This window comes from Cytobacillus luteolus (genome assembly GCF_017873715.1).
Classification (GTDB): Bacteria; Bacillota; Bacilli; order Bacillales; family Bacillaceae_L; genus Bacillus_BV; species Bacillus_BV luteola.
Window position 1 is genome coordinate 1 of the sequence record NZ_JAGGKM010000007.1, and the last position, 22,350, is coordinate 22,350.

Genomic DNA, 22,350 nt, shown 5'->3' on the forward strand with positions numbered 1-22,350 from the left:
CTACGCATCGTCGCCTTGGTGAGCCGTTACCTCACCAACTAGCTAATGCGCCGCGGGCCCATCTATAAGTGATAGCCGAAGCCATCTTTCAATAAAAGATCATGTAATCTCTTATATTATCCGGTATTAGCTCCGGTTTCCCGAAGTTATCCCAGTCTTATAGGTAGGTTGCCCACGTGTTACTCACCCGTCCGCCGCTATTCTTAGGAAGCAAGCTTCCTAAGAACCGCTCGACTTGCATGTATTAGGCACGCCGCCAGCGTTCGTCCTGAGCCAGGATCAAACTCTCCAATAGAGTTGATTAGCTCATGCTAAAACAATTTTTAAAACAAACATTGACGCTTGTGTTATGTTCAGTTTTCAAAGATCAATCCGTCGCGTTTAGGCGACTTTATTAATATATCACATTCACTATTGTGAGTCAACACATTTTCGAGATTATCTCGAATCAATTTGTCGACTTAAAGAAGTATATCAGTATTAAAGAGTTAAATCAATAGTTTTATTAAAAAAATGCTGAGTACATAACTTATTAATTATAATCTTACGTTTCATAGTTATAGAGGCTATATTATCTACCTATAGAAACAAAGGAGAAATATAGCCAAACTACTGTTTAGTATTTTATAAAATTTCTTCAATGTATATTTCTCTGTTTTTATCTAGCTGAATAAATTCTGATGTCTGGGTTAGTTTCACCATTGGCCTTGTTGGTGACTTTGTCTCAACAAATACGACTTCACCTATTTGTCCGGATGATAATCTAACATTTGTACCAATTGTTAGATTGGCAACTATACTAGTTAGTGCTTGTACTGTTTTGAGATCAAACTTCCCAAAGCTATCTTGAATGATTTGTTCTAAAACTTTAAATGGTGCTTGTTTTCCACTGTAAGGTCGCTCTGAAATCATTGCATTAAATATATCAGCCACTGCAACAATTTTACCGAATGGGTGTAATTTTTCACCTGTTACTCCTAGCATATATCCACTACCATCTACTCGTTCATGATGTTGAAACACAGCTAGTTTGACACTTTCTTTTAAAACAGGAATCTTTTCTAACATTCTGTAACTGTGTAATGGATGATTTTTTACTTCACTGTACTCTGATGAAGTGAGTGATGACTTCTTTGATAGAATCCTAGGGTCAATTTTAGACATACCACAATCACTTAATAATCCAGCTAACATAAGTTGAATACATTCGCCTTTATCATAGTTTAATTTTTTCCCAATTAGACCTGAGAGTAAACCGACAACTACAGAATGATGAGATAAATAATCATCTTTTGTTGCATAATGATGTAACTGTAAAATGTCCTTTGGGTAGTCAATCATTCTTTCAAATAACGGAATAATGATATTACGTACTTTTGCAATATCAATCTGTGCTCCTGCTTGCCAATTTGAAAATAGTTTTTTATATTCCTGCACTGTTTTCAAGTATTGACCAGTTGTTGATTCTACTTCAACTGTTTCAGTGATCTCTTCCTCGTCAAGAACTTCTGTCGGTCTGAAAGGCTCGCCATTCACTAACATGGAATCAACATAAATGTCTTTTACTAAAAAAGCCTTTATGACATCGATATGGTCATCCGTTAAGACAGTTTTCTTTGGTACGATAGGTTTATTGGTTAAAGAAAGAATATCTTTTGTTAAGATACAACCTGTTTGTAACTGGTTTGTACTCACTCTCATGAATAAATGCCCTCCTTCCCTATTGCTAGGCTTAATTACCTATCTTTATGAAACTATTTTACAAAAAAGGAACACTATAAAAGCGTTCCTTTCTTTATTTATTCTTTATTTTCATCTATCTCTGGTGTTTCTACTAATGTTTCTGGAGTGTTTTCCTCAACACCACTATCTACATCATCTTCTGAAGGCTCTTCTTTTTCAACAACTGCTACTGTTGCCACATACTCATTTTCAGCTAAACGGATTAACTTAACCCCTTGAGTATTTCTGCCGATTTGGGAAATGTCACTAATAGACATTCTGATAAGTACTCCCGCTCCGGTAATAATCATGAGATCATTTTCAGTTGTAACTGCTTTAACAGCAACAACCTGTCCATTTTTATCCGTAATATTCCCTGTCTTAAGACCCTTACCACCACGACTTTGTAAACGATACTCGGATTCTGGTGTTCTTTTACCATATCCATTCTTGGTTACCATTAGTACATCCATGTTCTCATCAAGGATTTCCATTCCTACAACTTCATCGTCTTCTCCCAGAGTTATACCCTTTACTCCCGAAGCAGTACGGCCCATTGAACGAACATCTTCCTCTTTGAAACGGATTAACATTCCATTTTTTGTACCAATCATAATATCCTTTGTTCCATCCGTTAAACGAACAGAAATCAGCTCATCTTCTTCACGAAGACCTACTGCAATTAATCCATTATTACGGATATTTGCAAAAGATGATAATGGTGAACGCTTAGAGACACCCTCTTTTGTCGTAAAGAATAAGTACCAGTCATCTACGAACTCTTCTACAGGAATAATAGCTTTGACCCACTCACCCTTTTCAATTCCTAAGAGATTAATAATAGGTAAGCCTTTAGCTGTTCGACTATACTCTGGTATTTCATATCCTTTTGTACGATAAACCTTACCTTTGTTCGTGAAATAAAGGATTGTATCATGCGTTGAAGTTGTTAATAGATGTTCAACAAAATCATCCTCATTGGTTCCCATTCCTTGGATTCCACGACCTCCACGTTTTTGGCTACGATAGGTTGAAATCGGTAGACGCTTGATATAACCATTATGTGTTAGTGTAATGATGATATTTTCTCTTGGAATTAAATCCTCGTCTTCAATCATTTCAATGCCACCAGCAACAATGTCTGTACGACGTTTATCATTAAAGCGTTCTTTAATCTCCGTTAATTCTTCACGGATAATGTCTAATACCTTTTCATCATCTGCCAAGATTGCTTTTAACTCAGCAATTAATGCGATAAGTCCTTGGTATTCTTCCTCAATTTTCTCACGTTCCAATCCAGTTAAACGCTGTAAACGCATATCTAAAATTGCTTGTGCTTGCTTCTCTGATAATGAGAATTGTTCCATCAAGCCATTTTTTGCGATTTCTGTTGTCTGTGAGTTACGAATAAGAGTAATAACTGCATCTAGATGATCTAATGCAATACGTAGACCTTCTAAAATATGAGCACGTGCTTCAGCTTTACGAAGTTCGAATGCTGTACGACGACGGATAACAACCTTTTGATGTTCTAGATAATAATACAAGCATTGTTTAAGATTTAACACCTTAGGTTGCCCATCAACTAGCGCAAGTAAGTTGATTCCAAAACTAGTTTGTAATGCAGTTTGCTTATAAAGATTGTTTAAAAGCACATTTGCATTTGCATCTTTTCGAACCTCAATAACCATACGCATTCCATTTCGGTCTGATTCATCACGAAGGTCAGTAATCCCTTCGATTTTTTTATCACGAACTAATTCTGCGATTTTCTCAATTAACTTTGCTTTGTTAACTTGGTATGGAAGTTCTCTAACGATAATTACTTCTTTACCATTGCTTTTCGTCTCTATTTCAACCTTTGCACGGATCGTTATTGATCCACGCCCAGTTTCATAGGCTTTACGGATACCGCTTCTTCCTAAGATTTGACCTCCAGTAGGGAAATCAGGACCCGGAATAATTTCCATTAATTCGGAAATAGTAATATCAGAATCTCTACTAACAGCTAGTACACCATCAATCACTTCTCCTAGTTGATGTGGTGGAATATTCGTAGCCATTCCAACAGCAATACCTGCTGCACCATTTACTAGCAAGTTAGGAAACCTTGCAGGAAGTACCACAGGTTCTCTTTCTGAACCATCATAGTTGTCTCTATAGTCGATTGTATCTTTATTAATATCTCTAATAAGTTCCATCGATATTTTAGACATACGTGCTTCTGTATAACGCATAGCTGCAGCAGGATCTCCATCTACGGAACCAAAGTTTCCATGACCTTCAACGAGCATATAACGGAAGTTGAAATCTTGCGCCATACGTACCATGGAATCATATACAGCCGTGTCACCATGTGGATGATACTTACCAATTACTTCACCAACAATACGTGCTGACTTTTTAAAGGCTTTATCAGATGTCATTCCTAAGTCATTCATCGCATATAGAATACGACGATGTACTGGTTTTAAACCATCACGTACATCAGGAAGGGCACGAGATACTATAACACTCATTGCATAGTCTAAAAATGAAGTCCTCATTTCATGACTTATATTTATTTCTTTTACTTGGGGATTTTGCGTTTCAGACATGTTAGACCTCCCTTATTTAGGGTACAGAATTTATTGTTCGATTTATGTAAAAGACAGGATAGAGTTTCTATCCTGCAAAACATTTAGATATCTAAGTTTTTAACGTATTTAGCATTTTCTTCAATGAAATTACGTCTTGGTTCTACTTTATCGCCCATTAATATATCAAACGTTTCATCTGCTTCCATTGCATCCTGCAGATTAACTTGAAGAAGTGTTCTTGTAGCTGGATCCATTGTCGTTTCCCAAAGCTGACCTGGATTCATCTCTCCAAGACCTTTGTAACGCTGAATACCAGGTTTAGGTGTAGCAGGGAAGTCGGCTAAAAGTTCTTCTAATTGTTTTTCATTATAGGCATATTCAACTCGTTTACCCGCTTGAATCTTATATAAAGGCGGCTGAGCAATATAGATATAGCCCTGTTCTATAATTTTTCTCATATAACGGTAGAAGAAAGTTAGTATCAGTGTTCGAATATGTGCTCCGTCAACATCCGCATCCGTCATAATAACGATTTTGTGATATCTTGCCTTTGCAATATCAAAGTCCTCACCAATTCCAGTACCTAACGCTGTAATAATTGTACGAATCTCATTGTTTGATAAGATTTTGTCTAAACGTGCTTTCTCTACATTAAGAATTTTTCCTCTTAAAGGTAAGATTGCTTGGAAATGACGGTCACGTCCTTGCTTCGCTGAACCACCTGCAGAGTCACCCTCTACCACATATATTTCACTAATGGCAGGATCTTTTGAAGAGCAATCTGCTAGTTTACCCGGAAGACTTGAGATTTCAAGCGCACTTTTTCTTCTAGTTAATTCACGTGCTTTTTTCGCTGCTAACCTTGCACGTGCAGCCATGACCCCTTTTTCAACAATCTTTCTAGCAACAGAAGGGTTTTCTAGTAGAAACGCTTCAAATTTATCAGAGAAGACAGCTTCAGTGATTGTTCTAGCTTCACTATTTCCTAATTTTGTTTTCGTTTGACCTTCAAATTGTGGGTCAGGATGTTTTATAGAAATGATGGCTGTTAATCCTTCACGAACATCATCTCCGCTAAGATTTGCATCATTTTCTTTAAAAATATTGCTTTTTCTTGCATAGTCATTAATGATTCGTGTTAGTGCTGTTTTAAAACCTGATTCGTGAGTTCCACCCTCATGTGTATGGATATTATTTGCATAAGAATATATATTACTAGTGTAGCTATCGTTATATTGTAAAGCTACCTCTACAACAATTCCCTCACGCTCACCTTCAACGAATACTGGTTCTTCGTGAATCACTTCTTTTGTGCGGTTTAAATGCTCTACATAAGATTTAATTCCGCCTTCATAGAAATATTCTTTTAGCTTTTTTTCTTCTCTTTTATCTTCAATGGTTATTTTTACACCACGAGTTAAGAATGCAAGTTCTCTAAGTCTATTTGCTAATATATCAAATTCGTATACAAGTGTTTCAGTAAAGATTTCACTATCTGGAACAAAGTTAATTGTTGTACCTGTACGGTCTGTTTCCCCAATGACTTGTAAATCTCCTACCGGTACTCCACGTTCAAACTTTTGATAATGAACCTTACCATCACGATAAACATGAACCTCTAAAGATGTTGATAGAGCATTTACAACGGATGCACCTACACCATGTAGACCTCCAGAAACCTTGTAACCACCACCATCAAATTTTCCACCAGCATGAAGTACAGTCAAAATTACCTCAACAGCTGGTCTTCCCATTTTTTCATGTATCCCAACAGGAATACCACGGCCGTTATCTTTAACTGTAATGCTGTTGTCTTCTTCAATGTATACATTAACCTCATCACAATGACCAGCCAATGCCTCATCAATACTATTATCTACAATTTCCCAAACAAGATGGTGAAGTCCTTTGCTACTAGTTGAACCGATATACATTCCAGGGCGTTTACGAACAGCCTCTAAGCCTTCTAGGACTTGTATCTGATTTTCATCGTATGCTGGTTGTTGATTCATTTCTTTTTGATCCATTGCCACTTATACCACCCACACTTTCATTTGACAAAACCTATTCCAATTAAAAAAGTTATCTTACTCTGCTAATTCTTCTTCAAAAACCTTCTCTAGCTCATTGACATGCTGTGCACGTTTCTTTAACGTGCTAGTAGACAGTGGTGAAAAGTAAATCTTATCAGCAGTAATTACTACTGATTTCGTATCACCATTGGCTAGTTCGACAATTTGGTGTTTCTGTATATCTAAAAATTCATTTACGATAGATGAAGATTTTAATAATTGCCTATCCAATATCGTAATGACATCACACGATCGAACGATGACATTTTCCCCTAAGTGAATGAACAATTCATCACCTCATTTTAGCTTTGTCATTTCACCAGCCGTTACTGTAAAAGTTGCTGCTTGCTTCAATGTTTCATGGTTTATCCCTTCAACACTGGTAGTCGTAACAAAGGTTTGAACTTTCCCCTGTATTGTGTTGAGTAGATGCGATTGTCTATAATCATCCAACTCAGATAGTACATCATCTAGAAGAAGAATTGGATATTCGCCAATCTCAGAATAAATCAATTCAATTTCTGCAAGTTTTAAAGATAGTGCTGTTGTACGTTGTTGTCCTTGTGATCCATATGTCTGAACATCTTTACCGTTCACATTAAAAGCTAAATCATCCCGGTGTGGACCCGCTAACGTAATTCCTCTGTCTAGTTCTCTATCTCTTATTTTAGCAAACTTTTCTTCATATGCTTCTATTATTTTCGACAATTGTCCTTCTTCTGATACCTCTACTGAGGGTTTATACATAATTTCTAGTGTTTCTAGGCCTCTACTAATGCCATTATGGATAGGCTCAGCCCATTTTTGTAACAATCTTAAGAATTCAAAGCGCTTTGTAACTATTTTTACAGCTACTTCGATCAACTGTTCTGTTAGTACATCTAACATCGTTTGATCAGTTTGTCGCTTCATCTGAAGTAATTTTAAATATTGGTTTCGTTGCCCAAGAATTTTTTGAAATTGGCTAAGGTCATGAAGATAAACCGGTGACACTTGGCCAATTTCCATATCGATAAATCGTCGCCTTACCTGAGGACTACCTTTAACTAGGTTAAGGTCCTCAGGAGCAAACATGACAACGTTCATGCTGCCGACGTATTGACTTAGTTTCTTTTGCTCTAAATGATTGCTTTTTGCCTTTTTGCCTTTTTTGGAGACAACAAGCTGTAATGATAGAGGACTCATGCGTTTGTGAATCCTACCTTCTATTTTAGCATACTCTTGCTCCCAGCGAATGAGATCTTTGTCATTGGATGTCCTGTGAGACTTAGCCATAGCAAGAACATAAATAGATTCCATTACATTTGTTTTTCCTTGGGCATTTTCACCAAGAATAACATTGACCTTGTCTTCGAATTCAGCTTCTAGCTTCGGGTAATTTCGATAGTTTGTTAATTGTAACTCTTTAATATACAAAGGGGTTCACCCACTTATGCTTTCACAATAAAAGTACCAAATCCTGGTATATCTATAATATCATTATTTCTAAGTTTTTTTCCGCGTCGATTCTCAGGTTCTCCGTTTACATATATTTCATGCTCACTCAGAAACCATTTTGCCATTCCACCGGTCTGGATTATTTCAGCTAATTTTAAAAATTGACCTAAAGGAATATACTCTGTAGAAATTTCGATTTCTTTTGCCATTAAATCGCCTACTTTCATTTCTTTTGGTTCGGTCACAATGACAGATAGCGTTACTTTCGGTCTTACTAGCTCGTGCTCTAGATTATTTTTTCCGTAAACTAGATTAACTATCACTATTTCTATTTTACTAAATAATCATGCTATAGAAAAGAAAGCTACTAGGTTTTATTTTCTTTTCCTAGTAGCTTAAGTTATTAAAAATTAAATGGCTTAAAAAGTTCGAACTGGAAGTATTAAGTGTAATACAGAGTCATTATCGATTGAACGTAGTAAAAATGGTCTCATCGCACCAGTAAAACTTACTTTAATCTCTGTACTATCAAGGGCTTTTAAAGCATCAATCATATATTTAGCACTGAAGGATATTTTTAATTCTTCTCCTTCAATCGATTGGCTTTGAATTTCTTCAATTACTTTTCCGATTTCCGGTGTATTCGAAGACACTTCAATAACTCCTTCAGGTAACGTTGATAGTTTTACAACATTATTTTTACCTTCACCTAATAAAGAAGCTCGGTCAATTGACTGAAGTAGATCTTTTGTTGTAATGACAACATCTGTCTTACTTTCATTTGGAATTAGTCTTGATGTATCTGGATAATTCCCATCAAGTAAGCGTGAGAAGAATAGTAAATGCTTTGTTTTAAATAGTACTTGGTTTTCTGTAATAACAATGTCTACTAATTCATTTGTGTCATCTAGTATTTTACTTAATTCATTTAAACTTTTCCCAGGAATAACCACATTATAAGTATCTTGATTCTCCATTTCGATACTTGCTTTTCTCATAGCTAAACGGTGGCTATCTGTTGCAGTACAGTGTAATTGTCCACTTTCAACCTTCCAGTTTACACCTGTCAAGATAGGGCGTGTTTCTGAGACGGACACTGCGAATACCGTTTGACGAATCATATTTTTTAATAGATCTGTCGGTATACGGAACATATTCTCTTCTTCAACCTGTGGTAGGTGAGGGTATTCTTCTGCGTCTAAACCATTAAGGTTAAACTCAGCTTTTCCTGAGCGTATCACTGTTGAAAGGTGATTTTGCACTTCGATTTCTACTGTATCTTTAGGAAGTTTCTTTACGATCTCACTGAAAAAACGTGCTTGTAACACAATGCTTCCAGGCTGCCTTATTTCTACAATTTCACTTCCTGCTTCTTCTGCTGGAATAAAAGATTCAATGGATATATCTGAATCACTACCAGTAAGTGTCACACCTTCAGTTGTAGCAACTATTTTAATTCCTGTAAGGATTGGAATTGTTGTTCTAGATGAGACTGCTTTCATTACATCTTGAACACTTTGTACTAGATAGTCTTTTTGAATAATAAATTTCATAAAAAAAATCCTCCTTAACCGGTCTAAAAAACGCGTAGCTGAATATATATATTTTTTTAATAAAATAGTAGAAGTAATAGTAGGGCTTGTGGAAATGTGGATAACCCTCACTTTTCAAAGGAAACACAGCCTATCCACATGTGGACAGACTGTGTGTAAATAAACTCAAGTTATACACATTATCCAAGAAAAAAATAATTAGCCTTTTAACTGAGTATGAATTTCTTTTACTTGTTTTTGAAGTAGGGCATCACTTTCAATTAACTTCGATATCTTTTCATGAGCATGAATAACAGTAGTATGGTCTCGTCCACCAAATTCATCCCCAATTTTAGGCAATGAAAAGTCGGTTAACTCCCTGGCAAGATACATAGCAACTTGTCTAGGGAAAGCGACTGATTTTGTACGTTTTTTCGCCTTGAAATCTTCGAGTTTTATATTAAAATGCTGTCCTACCGTTTTTTGAATTTCAAAGATTGTAATAGCTTTTGGTTTAGAGTTTGGTATGATATCCCGCAATGCTTCTGCTGCTAAATCAGCATTTATATCTTTATTAATAAGAGATGAATAAGCAACAACACGAATAAGTGCACCTTCAAGTTCACGGATATTTGTATCAATTTGATTAGCAATGTAGAGCATCACTTCATTAGGGATATCTAAACCTTCTGCTTTCGCTTTTTTACGTAAAATGGCAATCCTTGTTTCCAAGTCAGGAGGTGTTATATCAGTAATTAAGCCCCATTCAAACCTAGAGCGAAGTCGATCTTCTAGAGTAGGAATTTCCTTAGGAGGTCTATCACTTGAAATAACAATTTGTTTACTTTCTTCATGGAGTGTATTAAAAGTATGGAAAAATTCCTCTTGTGTTTGTTCTTTTCCTGCTAGAAATTGAATATCATCTATAAGTAAAACATCCACACTTCTATACTTGTTTCGGAAATCGACAGCTTTATTGTCTCTGATTGAGTTAATGAATTCATTTGTAAACTTTTCAGATGACAAGTAGACAACCTTAGCATTCGGATTATGGTCTATCACGTAATGTCCAATTGCATGCATAAGGTGAGTTTTACCTAGTCCAACACCACCATAGATAAAAAGTGGATTATAAGCTTTGGCTGGCGCTTCAGCTACAGCAAGGGAAGCTGCATGAGCAAATCGGTTACCTGAACCTATAACAAATGTATCAAACGTATATTTTGGATTTAACATATTTTGTGGTAATTCAGTAGGTTCATCATCTTGTTTAGATACTTTTTTGACAGGTGATTTAAGTTCAAATTCTTCTTCTAACTGATTCTGGGGAATAATAAATTTAATATTTAACTCAGCACCAGTTAAATCATAGATTGTTTCTGCAATCAGATGTAAGTATCTTGATTCAAGCCAATCTCTAGCAAACTCATTTGGAGCAGTGATCGTTAGTGTATCAGACTGTAGTGAATGAGCTTTTGTTGATTTAAGCCAGGTTTCAAAGCTGGGTTTACTAAGTTTTTTTTCAATCTCACTAAGAGCTTTCGTCCATAAATCAGAGATGTTTTCCAATTATTTTTCCCTCCTTTTACTCAGAATGGTGTCTGTATTAGACGGTTGTATAGGTTTTGTACAAGCGTATTCACTGGATGAATAACGAGTTATAAAAATACATTTGCCGATAATTGTGAATAACTATTTATTATAGAAGAAAAGTATCTTTTCGACAAAATTCACTTTTTGTGGACAAGTATTTATCCACCTTGTGAAAAAAGTGTCCACAAGTTATCCACATCTGTGGATAAGGATAAATACAGGAGTAATTTATAAAGTGTGAAAACACAAATATAATATCAAATATTTCCTTACTAGGCAATGGTTTTTAGAAACTTATCCACAATCACTACACCTTGTGGAAAAAAAATGTCCACAACACAAGATGATGTGTGAAGGTTGTCGATAACTGTTGTGGATAGAAAAAAATGTCGAAAAAAGTATCCACAGAAGCGGGAAGAAAGATTTACCTGATGTGTTATGAGTATGTTTTGTGTAAAGTTATAGAGGTTACTTTTTTCACATCAATCTTTGATTGGGGATCTTATATAACTATAGTTGTTAGTCATATAAATTAGTTTATGCGCCCTAAAATGGTGAAACAGCCAAACCGATGTCACATAAATTAGTTTATGAGCCCTCCAAATGGTGAAATAGCCAAACTGAGGTCACATAAATCAATTTATGAGCCCTCCAAATGGCGAAACAGCCAAACCAAGGTCACATAAATCAATTTATGCGACCACCAAACGGTGAAACAGCCAAACCAAGGTCACATAAATCAAATTTATGCACCCTTTAAACTGCGAAACAGCCAAACCGAGGTCATATAAATCACTTTCTGAACTATAAATAAGCAGATAAAAACCTCTTATATAGTTATTTCTAGAATTTACAAATAACATTCTTAGTGTTTATTGGCTTATAGAGGTTGACAATTTACTGGTATCCTCACTATAATTAGTAAGACTGTCTTTAACATTTTCAAAAAGAGCAATATCCTCAGGGAGGTGTCATATAATGAAAAGAACGTTTCAACCAAACAAACGTAAGCGTAGTAAAGTTCATGGCTTCCGTAGCCGTATGAGCACAAAGAACGGACGTAAAGTCTTAGCTCGTCGTCGTCAAAGAGGAAGAAAAGTATTATCAGCATAGGCCACTGAATCGTCAGTGGTCTTTTTTTCTAAGGTGAAATTCTTATGTTTAAAGTAAAATGCTTTATGCGAATACTGGTAGTGGAGGTTTACGGATAAAGTACCAGTCTGTAAAGTGAAGGTTTAAATTAAGATGATCCTTATGAATGCAGGAGTGTTACGATGAAAAAGGAATTTCGAATAAAAGATAATAAAGATTTTCAAACTGTATTCCAAAAAGGAATATCTACAGCGAATCGTCAGTTTGTCGTTTATGTGCTAGAAAAAGAGCAGACACATTTTCGGATTGGGTTATCGGTTAGTAAAAAGATAGGAAATGCAGTTACACGAAATCGTATAAAACGATTGATACGGCAGTTTTTCCTTGAGCATCAAGAACATCTTGATCAAAACAAGGACTACATTGTTATTGCTAGAAAACCTACATCTGTAATGGATTATTATGAAGTAACCAATAGCTTAAGACATGTTATGAAACTGGCTAAGGTATTGAAAATGAAATATAAGTGATAAATTTTTGGTTTTCAAAGAAATTTTGGGTGAAAAGTGATAAAATACATAGAGGCTTCTTATCTTTAATTATCATTGGAATCTACTACTTTTAGGAGGAAATTCGGTTGAAAAAGCGAATATTACTTTTTAGTACATTAATTGCTCTTTTATTGCTGTTAACTGGTTGTACAGAAATCAATGAGCCGATTACTGCAGAAAGTGAAGGTATTTGGAATTCGTATTTTGTTTATCCACTTTCATGGCTTATTACATATTTTGCTGAGTTAACTAACGAGAACTATGGACTAGCCATTATTATTGTTACTTTGATCATTCGTTTTGCGATCTTACCATTAATGATTAAGCAAACGAAGAGCTCTAAAGCGATGCAAGCTATTCAACCAGAGCTAATGGAACTTCGTAATAAATACAGTTCCAAAGATCAAAAAACACAACAAAAGCTACAACAGGAAACAATGGCGCTTTTCCAAAAGCATGGAGTTAATCCATTAGCCGGCTGTATGCCACTACTAATTCAAATGCCAATCTTAATTGGATTTTATCACGCTATCATGAGAACTGAGGAAATATCAACTCATAACTTTTTATGGTTTGATCTTGGCGAAGCCGATCCATACTTTATCTTACCGTTGGTAGCAGGTGCTACAACTTTTATTCAACAGAAGATGATGATGGCAGGAACTGAGAACTTAAATCCTCAAATGGCAATGATGCTATGGATTATGCCAATCATGATTATTATCTTTGCAATAACATTCCCGGCTGCACTTTCTTTATACTGGGTAGTTGGTAACTTATTTATGATTGTACAAACTTACTTTATTAAAGGTCCAGAGCTAAAAGCAGCTGCTGGAAAACCTGCGGGAGGAGCAAAAAAGTGAAACAGATAACTGCTACAGGCCAAACAGTCGATGAAGCAGTAGAATCAGCTTTAGCTCAATTACAAACAACAAAAGACCGCGCAGAAATTACAATTATTGATGAAGGTAAAAAAGGGATTTTCGGAATCTTCGGCACAAAACCAGCTATTGTTAAAGTAACAATGAAGATGGATCCGGTTGAAGAATCAAAAAAGTTTTTACAGCAAGTAATAGCAAATATGGGAGTTTCAGCACAAATCGAAGTAACTGTTCAAGGAAAAAATGTTGAATTTAACATTTCTGGAGAAAAGATTGCCATTTTAATTGGTAAACGTGGCCAAACTTTAAATTCTCTCCAGTATCTAACTCAGTTAGTAGCGAACCGTTTCTCAGAGCAATTCATTAATATCATTGTTGATGCTGAAAATTACCGCAGACGACGCCAGGATACATTAATACAGCTAGCAGAAAGACTTGCAGATAAAGCTGTTCGAACCGGACAAGATGTTGCGTTAGAACCAATGCCTTCATATGAGCGTAAAGTGATTCATACAGCTCTAGTAACAAACAAAAAGGTCAAAACATTTTCAAGTGGTACTGATCCAAATCGTCATCTTGTAATTACACCAAATAAGTAAATGTTAAATACCCTTAGGAGATTAATCCTAAGGGTATTTTTTTGGATTTTTTACCTTCAAAGACATAAACCTATTTAAAAAACTCGTCAATCATCGATATAATGCAACAATCTTTTCCTAAAACCAGCCTTCTATATTGTTATTCACATGTGGATAAGTTAAAATTAGACTGATACTCAAAAAATGGTACGGACTCGTTATCTATGTGGATAAATAGGGAATAATATAAATTGTTTGAGTGGATAGTGGATAAGTAAAAATAGAACAACTGTGAAAGTGGCAAAAGAGGTGAAGTCATGGAATTTGATACGATTGCCGCAATTTCAACTCCGATGGGAGAGGGAGCAATTGCTATCGTCCGATTAAGTGGTGAGGAAGCAATTGCAATTGCCGATACAATTTTTAAAACAAAATCGAGGAAGAAATTGAGTGAGGTAGAGTCGCATACAATTCACTATGGAAATATTGTAGACCCAGATAAGGATCAGGTCGTAGAGGAAGTCATGGTTTCTTTAATGAGAGGACCAAGGACATTTACGAGAGAAGATGTCGTTGAAATAAATTGTCATGGTGGACTTGTTTCTGTAAATAGAGTGTTACAGCTTGTACTAACTCAAGGTGCAAGGTTAGCAGAGCCGGGTGAATTTACAAAACGAGCTTTTTTAAATGGAAGAATTGATTTATCTCAGGCTGAAGCCGTAATGGACTTAATACGAGCTAAAACGGATCGTGCTATGAATGTAGCCATTGACCAAATGGAAGGGCGTCTATCCAAGCTTATTCAAAGGTTAAGACAAGAGCTACTTGAAACTCTAGCTCATATTGAAGTAAACATAGATTATCCGGAATATGATGATGTTGAGGAAATGACCCATACCGTTCTAATTGAAAAAGCTTCAAAAGTACGTAATGAAATTGAAATTCTACTGCGTACCTCAAATCAAGGTAAAATTTTGCGTGAGGGACTTTCGACTGTTATCATCGGTAGGCCGAATGTAGGTAAATCCTCACTATTAAATAGTCTAGTTCATGAAAATAAAGCTATTGTAACAGACATACCAGGAACAACTCGTGACGTGATTGAAGAGTATGTAAATGTTAGAGGAGTTCCACTTAGACTTGTTGATACGGCTGGTATACGTGAAACTGAAGATATTGTTGAACGTATTGGTGTAGAACGTTCTAGAGAAGTACTAAAAAAAGCAGATTTAATACTGTTAGTACTTAATTATAATGAAGCATTATCAGAGGAAGATGAAAAGTTATTCGAAGCTGTTAAAGGAATGGACACAATTGTCATTATTAATAAAACCGACCTTCCTCAAAAAATTGATTTACATAGAGTTAAGGAGATTATGTCAAGTCAACATCTAGTTACAACGTCTCTCTTAGAAGAAGAAGGTATTGATACATTAGAAGAAGCAATTTCTTCTATGTTTTTTGCAGGTAATATTGAATCTGGAGATTTAACGTACGTTTCTAATTCTCGTCACATTGCACTTTTAAATCAAGCAAAGAAAACAATTGAAGATGCAATTTCGGGAATCGAGATAAATGTTCCAATTGATTTGGTACAGATTGATTTGACAAGAACCTGGGAAATTCTTGGAGAAATAATTGGTGACGCCGTACATGAAAGTTTAATTGATCAGTTATTTTCACAATTTTGTCTAGGAAAATAACGTAGTATATTGAGTCCTAAATAAAGGAGGGACCATTTGATGGGATATAAAGCCGGATCATTTGATGTTATTGTCATCGGTGCAGGTCATGCAGGTTGTGAAGCTGGATTAGGTGCGGCCCGAGTTGGTGCGAAAACGTTAATGATTACCATTAACCTAGATATGGTTGCATTTATGCCATGTAACCCTTCAGTGGGAGGACCAGCTAAAGGTATCGTTGTACGTGAAATCGATGCTTTAGGTGGTGAAATGGCAAAAAATATTGATAAAACACATATTCAAATGAGAATGCTTAACACAGGAAAAGGCCCTGCTGTTCGTGCTCTAAGGGCTCAAGCAGACAAGTTTGATTATCAACATGAAATGAAAAAAACATTAGAAAATGAAAAAAATCTAACTCTTGTCCAAGGCATGGTCGAGAGACTTATTGTTGAGGATGGTGTCTGTAAAGGGGTTGTTACCCAAACAGGAGCAGAATATGAAGCAAAAGCGGTTGTTATTACAACGGGAACATTTTTAAGAGGCGAAATTATTATCGGTGACCTTAAGTACTCAAGTGGCCCTAATAATCAGCAGCCTTCTATTTCTTTATCCAATCATCTAGAAGAATTAGGCTTTGATTTAGTTCGATTCAAAACAGGTACACCACCAAGAGTTAGCAGTCTCTCTATTGATTACAGTAAAACGGAAATACAGCCTGGAGACGATATTCCTCGTGCTTTTTCCTATGAGACAACAAAATACATTACCGACCAACTACCTTGTTGGTTAACCTATACTAGCCTTGAAACACATCAATTAATTGATGATAATTTACATCGTTCGCCAATGTACTCTGGAATGATCAAGGGAACAGGTCCTAGATATTGCCCATCTATAGAGGATAAAGTGGTTCGTTTTAATGATAAACCGCGTCATCAAATTTTCTTAGAACCTGAAGGTAGAAATACACAGGAAGTATATGTTCAAGGACTTTCAACAAGTTTACCTGAGGATGTCCAACAACAAATGTTAAAAACCATCCCAGGCTTAGAAAACGTACAAATGATGAGAGCGGGATATGCTATTGAATATGATTCAATTGTCCCAACACAACTATGGCCAACACTTGAAACAAAAAAAATCAAGAATTTATACACTGCAGGTCAAATAAATGGAACATCCGGTTATGAAGAAGCTGCTGGCCAAGGAATTATGGCGGGTATTAATGCAGGTAGACGTTCGTTAGATAAAGAAGAGTTAATCTTAAACAGATCTGATGCGTATATTGGAGTACTTATTGATGATTTAGTCACGAAAGGAACCAATGAACCCTATAGACTTTTAACCTCTCGTGCAGAGTATCGCTTATTACTACGACATGATAATGCAGATTTGCGTTTAACAGATAAAGGCTATGAACTGGGACTTATTAGTGAAGACCGATATAAGGCTTTTGAGGAAAAAAAGGCCGCAATAGAACAAGAAAAAGAACGTTTACAATCAATTATTATTAAACCAACACAAGAAGTTCAAGAGATTATCCGTTCTGTTGGTGGAAGTGAGTTAAAAGATGGTATTCGTGCAGCTGATTTACTCAAGCGGCCAGAAATGACATATGCTCATATACATCAAATGGTTCCAGCAGACTATGAGATTAATCCTGATGTGTCAGAACAGGTAGAAATACAGGTTAAATATGAAGGTTATATTGAAAAATCCTTGCAACAGGTAGAGCGTCATAAAAAGATGGAGGATAAGAAAATCCCAGAGAATATTGACTATGATGCTATTTCAAGCTTAGCAAATGAGGCCAGACAAAAGTTAAAAGAAGTTAGGCCACTTTCTGTAGGTCAAGCATCTAGAATTTCAGGAGTTAATCCAGCAGATGTTTCGATCCTCTTAATTTACTTAGAGCAAGGAAGGATTGCTAGGGTATCAAGTGAACTGTAGGTTACGCTGCGAAAGGATGAACACATGAATATCAATATTTTTGTTGAAATGTTAGCTGAGAAAGGGATTACCCTTTCTCAGCAACAACTTGATCAATTTGAAAAGTATTATGAATTACTTGTTGAATGGAATGAGAAGATTAATTTAACAGCAATCACTGAAAAGCCTGAGGTTTATCTGAAACATTTTTATGATTCGATTACTTCTGCCTTTCATTTTGATTTCACTAAGGTAGAGACAGTTTGTGATGTAGGAGCGGGTGCTGGATTTCCGAGTATCCCATTAAAAATTTGTTTTCCACATCTTAATGTTTCAATTGTAGATTCTTTACAAAAAAGAATTACCTTCTTAAATCATCTAGCACAGGAATTAAACCTTGATTCTGTATCGTTTTATCATGATCGAGCTGAGACATTTGGGCAAAGACCTGATATTAGAGAGTCATACGATATTGTTATGGCTAGAGCGGTTGCTAGGTTATCAGTACTAAGCGAACTATGCCTACCATTAGTCAAAGTAAATGGGACCTTTATCGCAATGAAGGCAAGTGCCGCACAAGATGAACTAGAAGATAGTAAGAAAGCAATAGCTGTCTTAGGTGGACAAGTTTCGGAGTTAAAACACTTCTTATTGCCCATCGAAAATAGCGAAAGAAATATTGTGCTTATTAACAAGATTAAAACAACTCCCAAAAAGTATCCTAGAAAACCAGGGACACCTAATCGGACACCAATAAAATAACGAAATGAAACAAAAAGAGAAAAACTAGACCGGTCACTAACTAGTTTTTCTCTTACCTTAAATCTGGTATAATGTTTCACGTGGAACATTTTCTAGTAAACTATTATTTATTAGTGACAATAGTAATAATTCTATCAAACTTTTATTTTATATTTTAAGCCAAATGTAGCAGGAAAGAATCGATTAATAGAGAATTCTTATAGAGGAGTTTCAAAAGGTGGTGTAGGCTCATGAAGAATACTTTTTCACGCTTCTTTAGTCTTAGTGAAAAAGAAATAGCAAAAGAAATAGTAGTAGAAAAAGACACTGAAACTGTTTCTGTTTCTGAAGAAAAACAGCAATTAAATGAAGAAGTAAAACAAATACCTGTTCAAAACATTGTGCCCAATAGATTTCAGCCACGTACAGTTTTTAATGAGGAAAAAATTTCTGAGCTTGCTTTAACAATTCGAACACATGGTGTCATACAGCCGATAGTTGTCAGAGAATATTCTGATGATAAATTTGAAATTATTGCTGGTGAGAGACGTTGGAGGGCAGTGCAATCATTAAATTGGGAAACCATTCCTGCGATTGTAAAAGAATTTAATGACAAAGAGACAGCATCTGTAGCTTTAATTGAAAACTTACAACGTGAAGAATTATCTGCTATTGAAGAAGCTGTTGCATACTCCAAACTATTAGAACTACACAATTTAACTCAAGAAGCACTAGCACAAAGACTAGGCAAAGGACAATCAACTGTTGCAAATAAGTTAAGGTTGTTAAAACTTCCGGATGATGTGCAAAATGCACTAATGGAAAAAAGCTTAACAGAACGTCATGCTCGTGCCTTAATTCCATTAAAAGATCCTGAAAAACAGGTTCAATTAATGAAAGAAATTATTGAAAAACAATTAAATGTTAAACAAACAGAAGATCGTGTTGTCAGAATGCTTGAGCAGACAAAAAAGAAGCCACAACCAAAACGAAAAGCATTTAGTAGAGATACGAGAATTGCTATGAATACAATTAGACAATCGTTAACAATGGTTAACGAGAGTGGTGTCTCAATTGATTCTGAAGAAGAAGAATTTGAAGACTATTATCAGTTTACTATAAAAATACCTAAAAAATAGATTTCCTCATCATTTGATGGGGTTTTTTGTTATGTTATTATTAGTGATAATTCCAAATATTTTTTTTGATTTGAATCTTGACCGTTCCTTTCTACTGCAGCCACTTGCTTTCCTCAACTTCTGAGCAGGAGTCAAGTGTCTTCCGCTTCAATTCACTATTAAATGTATATTAAGTAACCTCCACAAAATCATTTATTACATATCCCATTTACTATCCTTTTTCTATGTATTAATTGGAAAAATACCTATAAATGTTTCACGTGGAACATTGAATCTAGTAAATAGTTCTTATTCTAGTAATTTTTTTTTGAAAAAAACATCAAAGTATACTTTTTCGTGATAAAATAGTGAAAGTGTAGAAAAGATTGTTGACTGAAAGTAGGTGAAGTCGTGGGGAAGATTATCGCGATTGCAAACCAAAAGGGTGGAGTTGGGAAAACAACTACATCGGTTAATTTAAGTGCATGCTTAGCATATATCGGTAAAAAGGTATTACTCGTTGATATTGATCCACAAGGAAATGCAACAAGTGGAACCGGTATTGAAAAAGCAGAGGTAGATCAGTGTATTTATGACGTTTTAGTTGATGATGTGAATGCAAGTGATGTAATTAAACCAACGGTTGTTGAAAATTTATATATGATTCCTGCAACAATACAATTAGCAGGGGCAGAGATTGAATTAGTTCCTACAATTTCCAGGGAAGTACGACTGAAAAGGGCTCTTGATGAGGTAAAGGATCAGTATGACTATATTATTATTGATTGTCCTCCATCCCTAGGCCTGTTAACCATAAATGCATTAACTGCATCTGAAGCTGTCTTGATTCCTGTACAATGTGAATATTACGCACTAGAGGGATTAAGTCAATTACTTAATACAGTTCGATTAGTTCAAAAGCACCTTAATACGAATCTAATGATTGAAGGTGTGTTACTTACAATGTTAGATGCTCGTACAAATTTAGGAATTCAAGTTATTGATGAAGTGAAAAAATATTTTCAAGATAAAGTTTACAAAACAATTATTCCTAGAAATGTACGGTTAAGTGAAGCGCCGAGCCATGGGGAACCAATTATTATCTACGATCCGAAATCAAGAGGAGCGGAAGTTTATTTAGATCTTGCAAAGGAAGTGGTTAAGAATGGCTAAGGGGTTAGGTAAAGGCATAAACGCATTGTTTTCAACAATGGAAGTTGGTAAAGAAGAAATTGTACAAGAAGTTAAAATTAAAGATTTGAGGCCAAATCCTTATCAACCACGTAAAACATTCAATCCTGAAGCAATCTCTGAGTTAAAAGAGTCCATCCTAACTCATGGTATTTTACAACCAATCATTGTAAGAAAGAGTATAAAGGGTTTTGAGATTGTAGCTGGAGAAAGAAGGTTTCGTGCAGCGAAAGAGGCTAAATTTGCTGCAGTTCCTGTTGTAGTAAGAGATTTAAATGAACAACAGATGATGGAAATTGCTTTACTGGAGAATTTACAACGTGAAGATTTAACTCCTATAGAAGAAGCAATTGCATATCAATCGTTGATCGATCATTTAAAGCTTACTCAAGAACAATTAGCACAGCGTTTAGGGAAAAGTCGTCCTCATATTGCAAATCACCTTCGACTTTTGGCTCTACCAAAGCAAATTCAAGATCTTATATCCGATGGACAATTATCAATGGGGCACGGTCGTACTTTATTAGGACTAAAGAAAAAAGAAAAGTTACAGCCTGTCGTTGAAAAGGTCATTAAAGAGAAGCTGAATGTACGTCAATTAGAACTCTTAGTTGCTGAAATTAATGAAAATGTTTCACGTGAAACATTGAAACCCAAAAAAGAAAAAAATATATTCATTCGAGAGCGTGAAACGTTACTAAGAGAAAGATTTGGTACTTCGGTATCTATTAAACAAAACAAGAAAAAAGGTAAAATTGAAATTGAGTTCTTTTCAAATGATGATTTAGAACGAATTCTTGAATTGTTAGATCCTTCTAATGTGTCATAATTTGTTGGGTTTAGGAGAATAGTAGGATGGTATTGCTAGGAACAATTGTAAATGGATTGTGTATCATTCTTGGTACACTATTAGGTAAAGTACTACATCGTATACCTGAAAAGATGAAAACAACTGTCATGCATGGAATAGGACTAGCGGTCGTTATACTAGGAATTCAAATGGGACTAAAGAGCAATCAGTTCTTAATTGTTATATTTAGTCTTGTGTTAGGTGCTGTTCTAGGTGAATGGTGGGATTTAGACGGAAAGCTAAATAAACTTGGACTTTGGATTGAACGAAAAATAGGTGCTAAAGGCGAAGGTAGTATAGCGAAAGGTTTTGTTACTGCTACTCTGATTTTCGTAATAGGTGCGATGGCTATCATCGGTTCATTAGACAGTGGGCTTAGACAGGACCATCGTGTACTTTATACGAAATCAATAATTGATGGCTTTACTAGCTTAGTTTTAGCAACAACATTAGGTATAGGTGTACTATTTTCGGCAGTACCAGTGATGTTATATCAAGGTTCAATCGCATTATTTGCAACGCAAATCGAAAAATGGGTTCCTACAGATCTAATGGATGCATTTATTGCTGATATGACTTCTACCGGAGGCTTAATGATATTAGCTATAGGTTTAAACTTGCTAGGAATTACTACGATACGAGTTGCGAATTTACTTCCTGGTATCCTTGTAACAGCAGGACTTGTAACCTGTGTATATTATTGGAGCAATATGGTCCATTTCGTACAAACATTTCTATAAAATTGAAAAAAAACACACAAAAGTCTACCAATAGGGATAGACTTTTTTTGTGCTCTTTC

General features: G+C 35.5%; 19 protein-coding genes and 1 rRNA gene. 11 read left to right on the forward strand and 9 right to left on the reverse strand.

The features are described 5' to 3' along the window. From J2Z26_RS18050 to dnaA, 9 genes are all read right to left on the reverse strand, one after another. Nucleotides 1-295 (reverse strand): 16S ribosomal RNA (locus tag J2Z26_RS18050); the annotation flags it as partial. Nucleotides 296-624: 329 nt separating this feature from the next. Then, nucleotides 625-1,701, reverse strand: a complete 1,077-nt coding sequence (locus J2Z26_RS18055; protein WP_193535391.1) for an HD-GYP domain-containing protein — start codon at nt 1,699-1,701, stop codon at nt 625-627. Between the two features lie 98 nt (nt 1,702-1,799). Then, entirely contained in the window at nt 1,800-4,319 is a 2,520-nt protein-coding gene (gene gyrA, locus J2Z26_RS18060) for a DNA gyrase subunit A (protein WP_193535390.1), read from the reverse strand. Nucleotides 4,320-4,402: 83 nt separating this feature from the next. Further along, entirely contained in the window at nt 4,403-6,313 is a 1,911-nt protein-coding gene (gene gyrB, locus J2Z26_RS18065; protein WP_406565547.1) for a DNA topoisomerase (ATP-hydrolyzing) subunit B, read from the reverse strand. 75 nt (nt 6,314-6,388) lie between these two features. Beyond that, nucleotides 6,389-6,661 carry an extracellular matrix regulator RemB gene (remB, locus tag J2Z26_RS18070; protein ID WP_193535389.1) on the reverse strand — a complete coding sequence of 91 codons (273 nt, stop codon included), beginning with the start codon at nt 6,659-6,661 and terminating at the stop codon, nt 6,389-6,391. A 9-nt stretch (nt 6,662-6,670) separates the two neighbouring features. Continuing rightward, nucleotides 6,671-7,789 carry a DNA replication/repair protein RecF gene (gene recF / locus J2Z26_RS18075; RefSeq protein ID WP_193535388.1) on the reverse strand — a complete coding sequence of 373 codons (1,119 nt, stop codon included), beginning with the start codon at nt 7,787-7,789 and terminating at the stop codon, nt 6,671-6,673. 14 nt (nt 7,790-7,803) lie between these two features. Next, a complete protein-coding gene (gene yaaA / locus J2Z26_RS18080; RefSeq protein WP_193535399.1) occupies nt 7,804-8,019 on the reverse strand; it encodes a S4 domain-containing protein YaaA in 216 nt (71 codons plus the stop codon). A gap of 210 nt (nt 8,020-8,229) precedes the next feature. After that, nucleotides 8,230-9,363: a DNA polymerase III subunit beta gene (gene dnaN, locus J2Z26_RS18085; RefSeq protein WP_193535387.1), complete on the reverse strand. Its 1,134-nt coding sequence runs from the start codon at nt 9,361-9,363 to the stop codon at nt 8,230-8,232. Between the two features lie 198 nt (nt 9,364-9,561). Beyond that, a complete protein-coding gene (dnaA, locus tag J2Z26_RS18090; RefSeq protein ID WP_193535386.1) occupies nt 9,562-10,911 on the reverse strand; it encodes a chromosomal replication initiator protein DnaA in 1,350 nt (449 codons plus the stop codon). A 1,002-nt stretch (nt 10,912-11,913) separates the two neighbouring features. Between dnaA and rpmH the strand changes: the two genes are divergently transcribed. From rpmH to J2Z26_RS18145, 11 genes are all read left to right on the forward strand, one after another. Further along, entirely contained in the window at nt 11,914-12,048 is a 135-nt protein-coding gene (gene rpmH / locus J2Z26_RS18095) for a 50S ribosomal protein L34 (RefSeq protein WP_193470878.1), read from the forward strand. Between the two features lie 161 nt (nt 12,049-12,209). Further along, a complete protein-coding gene (gene rnpA / locus J2Z26_RS18100) occupies nt 12,210-12,557 on the forward strand; it encodes a ribonuclease P protein component (RefSeq protein WP_193535385.1) in 348 nt (115 codons plus the stop codon). A 107-nt stretch (nt 12,558-12,664) separates the two neighbouring features. Next, nucleotides 12,665-13,441 carry a YidC family membrane integrase SpoIIIJ gene (gene spoIIIJ, locus J2Z26_RS18105; protein WP_193535384.1) on the forward strand — a complete coding sequence of 259 codons (777 nt, stop codon included), beginning with the start codon at nt 12,665-12,667 and terminating at the stop codon, nt 13,439-13,441. After that, nucleotides 13,438-14,058, forward strand: coding sequence for an RNA-binding cell elongation regulator Jag/EloR (jag, locus tag J2Z26_RS18110; RefSeq protein ID WP_193535383.1), 621 nt, complete (start codon nt 13,438-13,440; stop codon nt 14,056-14,058). Before spoIIIJ ends, jag begins: the two co-directional genes overlap by 4 nt. A gap of 296 nt (nt 14,059-14,354) precedes the next feature. Further along, entirely contained in the window at nt 14,355-15,740 is a 1,386-nt protein-coding gene (mnmE, locus tag J2Z26_RS18115) for a tRNA uridine-5-carboxymethylaminomethyl(34) synthesis GTPase MnmE (protein WP_193535382.1), read from the forward strand. A gap of 39 nt (nt 15,741-15,779) precedes the next feature. Then, nucleotides 15,780-17,672: a tRNA uridine-5-carboxymethylaminomethyl(34) synthesis enzyme MnmG gene (gene mnmG / locus J2Z26_RS18120; protein ID WP_193535381.1), complete on the forward strand. Its 1,893-nt coding sequence runs from the start codon at nt 15,780-15,782 to the stop codon at nt 17,670-17,672. A 24-nt stretch (nt 17,673-17,696) separates the two neighbouring features. Next, on the forward strand, nt 17,697-18,413 hold the full coding sequence (gene rsmG / locus J2Z26_RS18125) for a 16S rRNA (guanine(527)-N(7))-methyltransferase RsmG (RefSeq protein ID WP_193535380.1): 717 nt from the start codon (nt 17,697-17,699) through the stop codon (nt 18,411-18,413). Nucleotides 18,414-18,643: 230 nt separating this feature from the next. Continuing rightward, nucleotides 18,644-19,531, forward strand: coding sequence for a nucleoid occlusion protein (noc, locus tag J2Z26_RS18130; RefSeq protein ID WP_193535379.1), 888 nt, complete (start codon nt 18,644-18,646; stop codon nt 19,529-19,531). 390 nt (nt 19,532-19,921) lie between these two features. Next, the gene (locus J2Z26_RS18135) at nt 19,922-20,683 is read left to right on the forward strand and encodes a ParA family protein (protein WP_193535378.1); all 762 of its coding nucleotides are present in this window, start codon (nt 19,922-19,924) and stop codon (nt 20,681-20,683) included. Beyond that, the gene (locus tag J2Z26_RS18140; protein ID WP_193535377.1) at nt 20,676-21,530 is read left to right on the forward strand and encodes a ParB/RepB/Spo0J family partition protein; all 855 of its coding nucleotides are present in this window, start codon (nt 20,676-20,678) and stop codon (nt 21,528-21,530) included. The genes J2Z26_RS18135 and J2Z26_RS18140 overlap by 8 nt, the downstream gene beginning before the upstream one ends. 26 nt (nt 21,531-21,556) lie before the next feature. Beyond that, on the forward strand, nt 21,557-22,291 hold the full coding sequence (locus J2Z26_RS18145) for a DUF554 domain-containing protein (RefSeq protein ID WP_193535376.1): 735 nt from the start codon (nt 21,557-21,559) through the stop codon (nt 22,289-22,291). Nucleotides 22,292-22,350 lie beyond the last annotated feature (59 nt).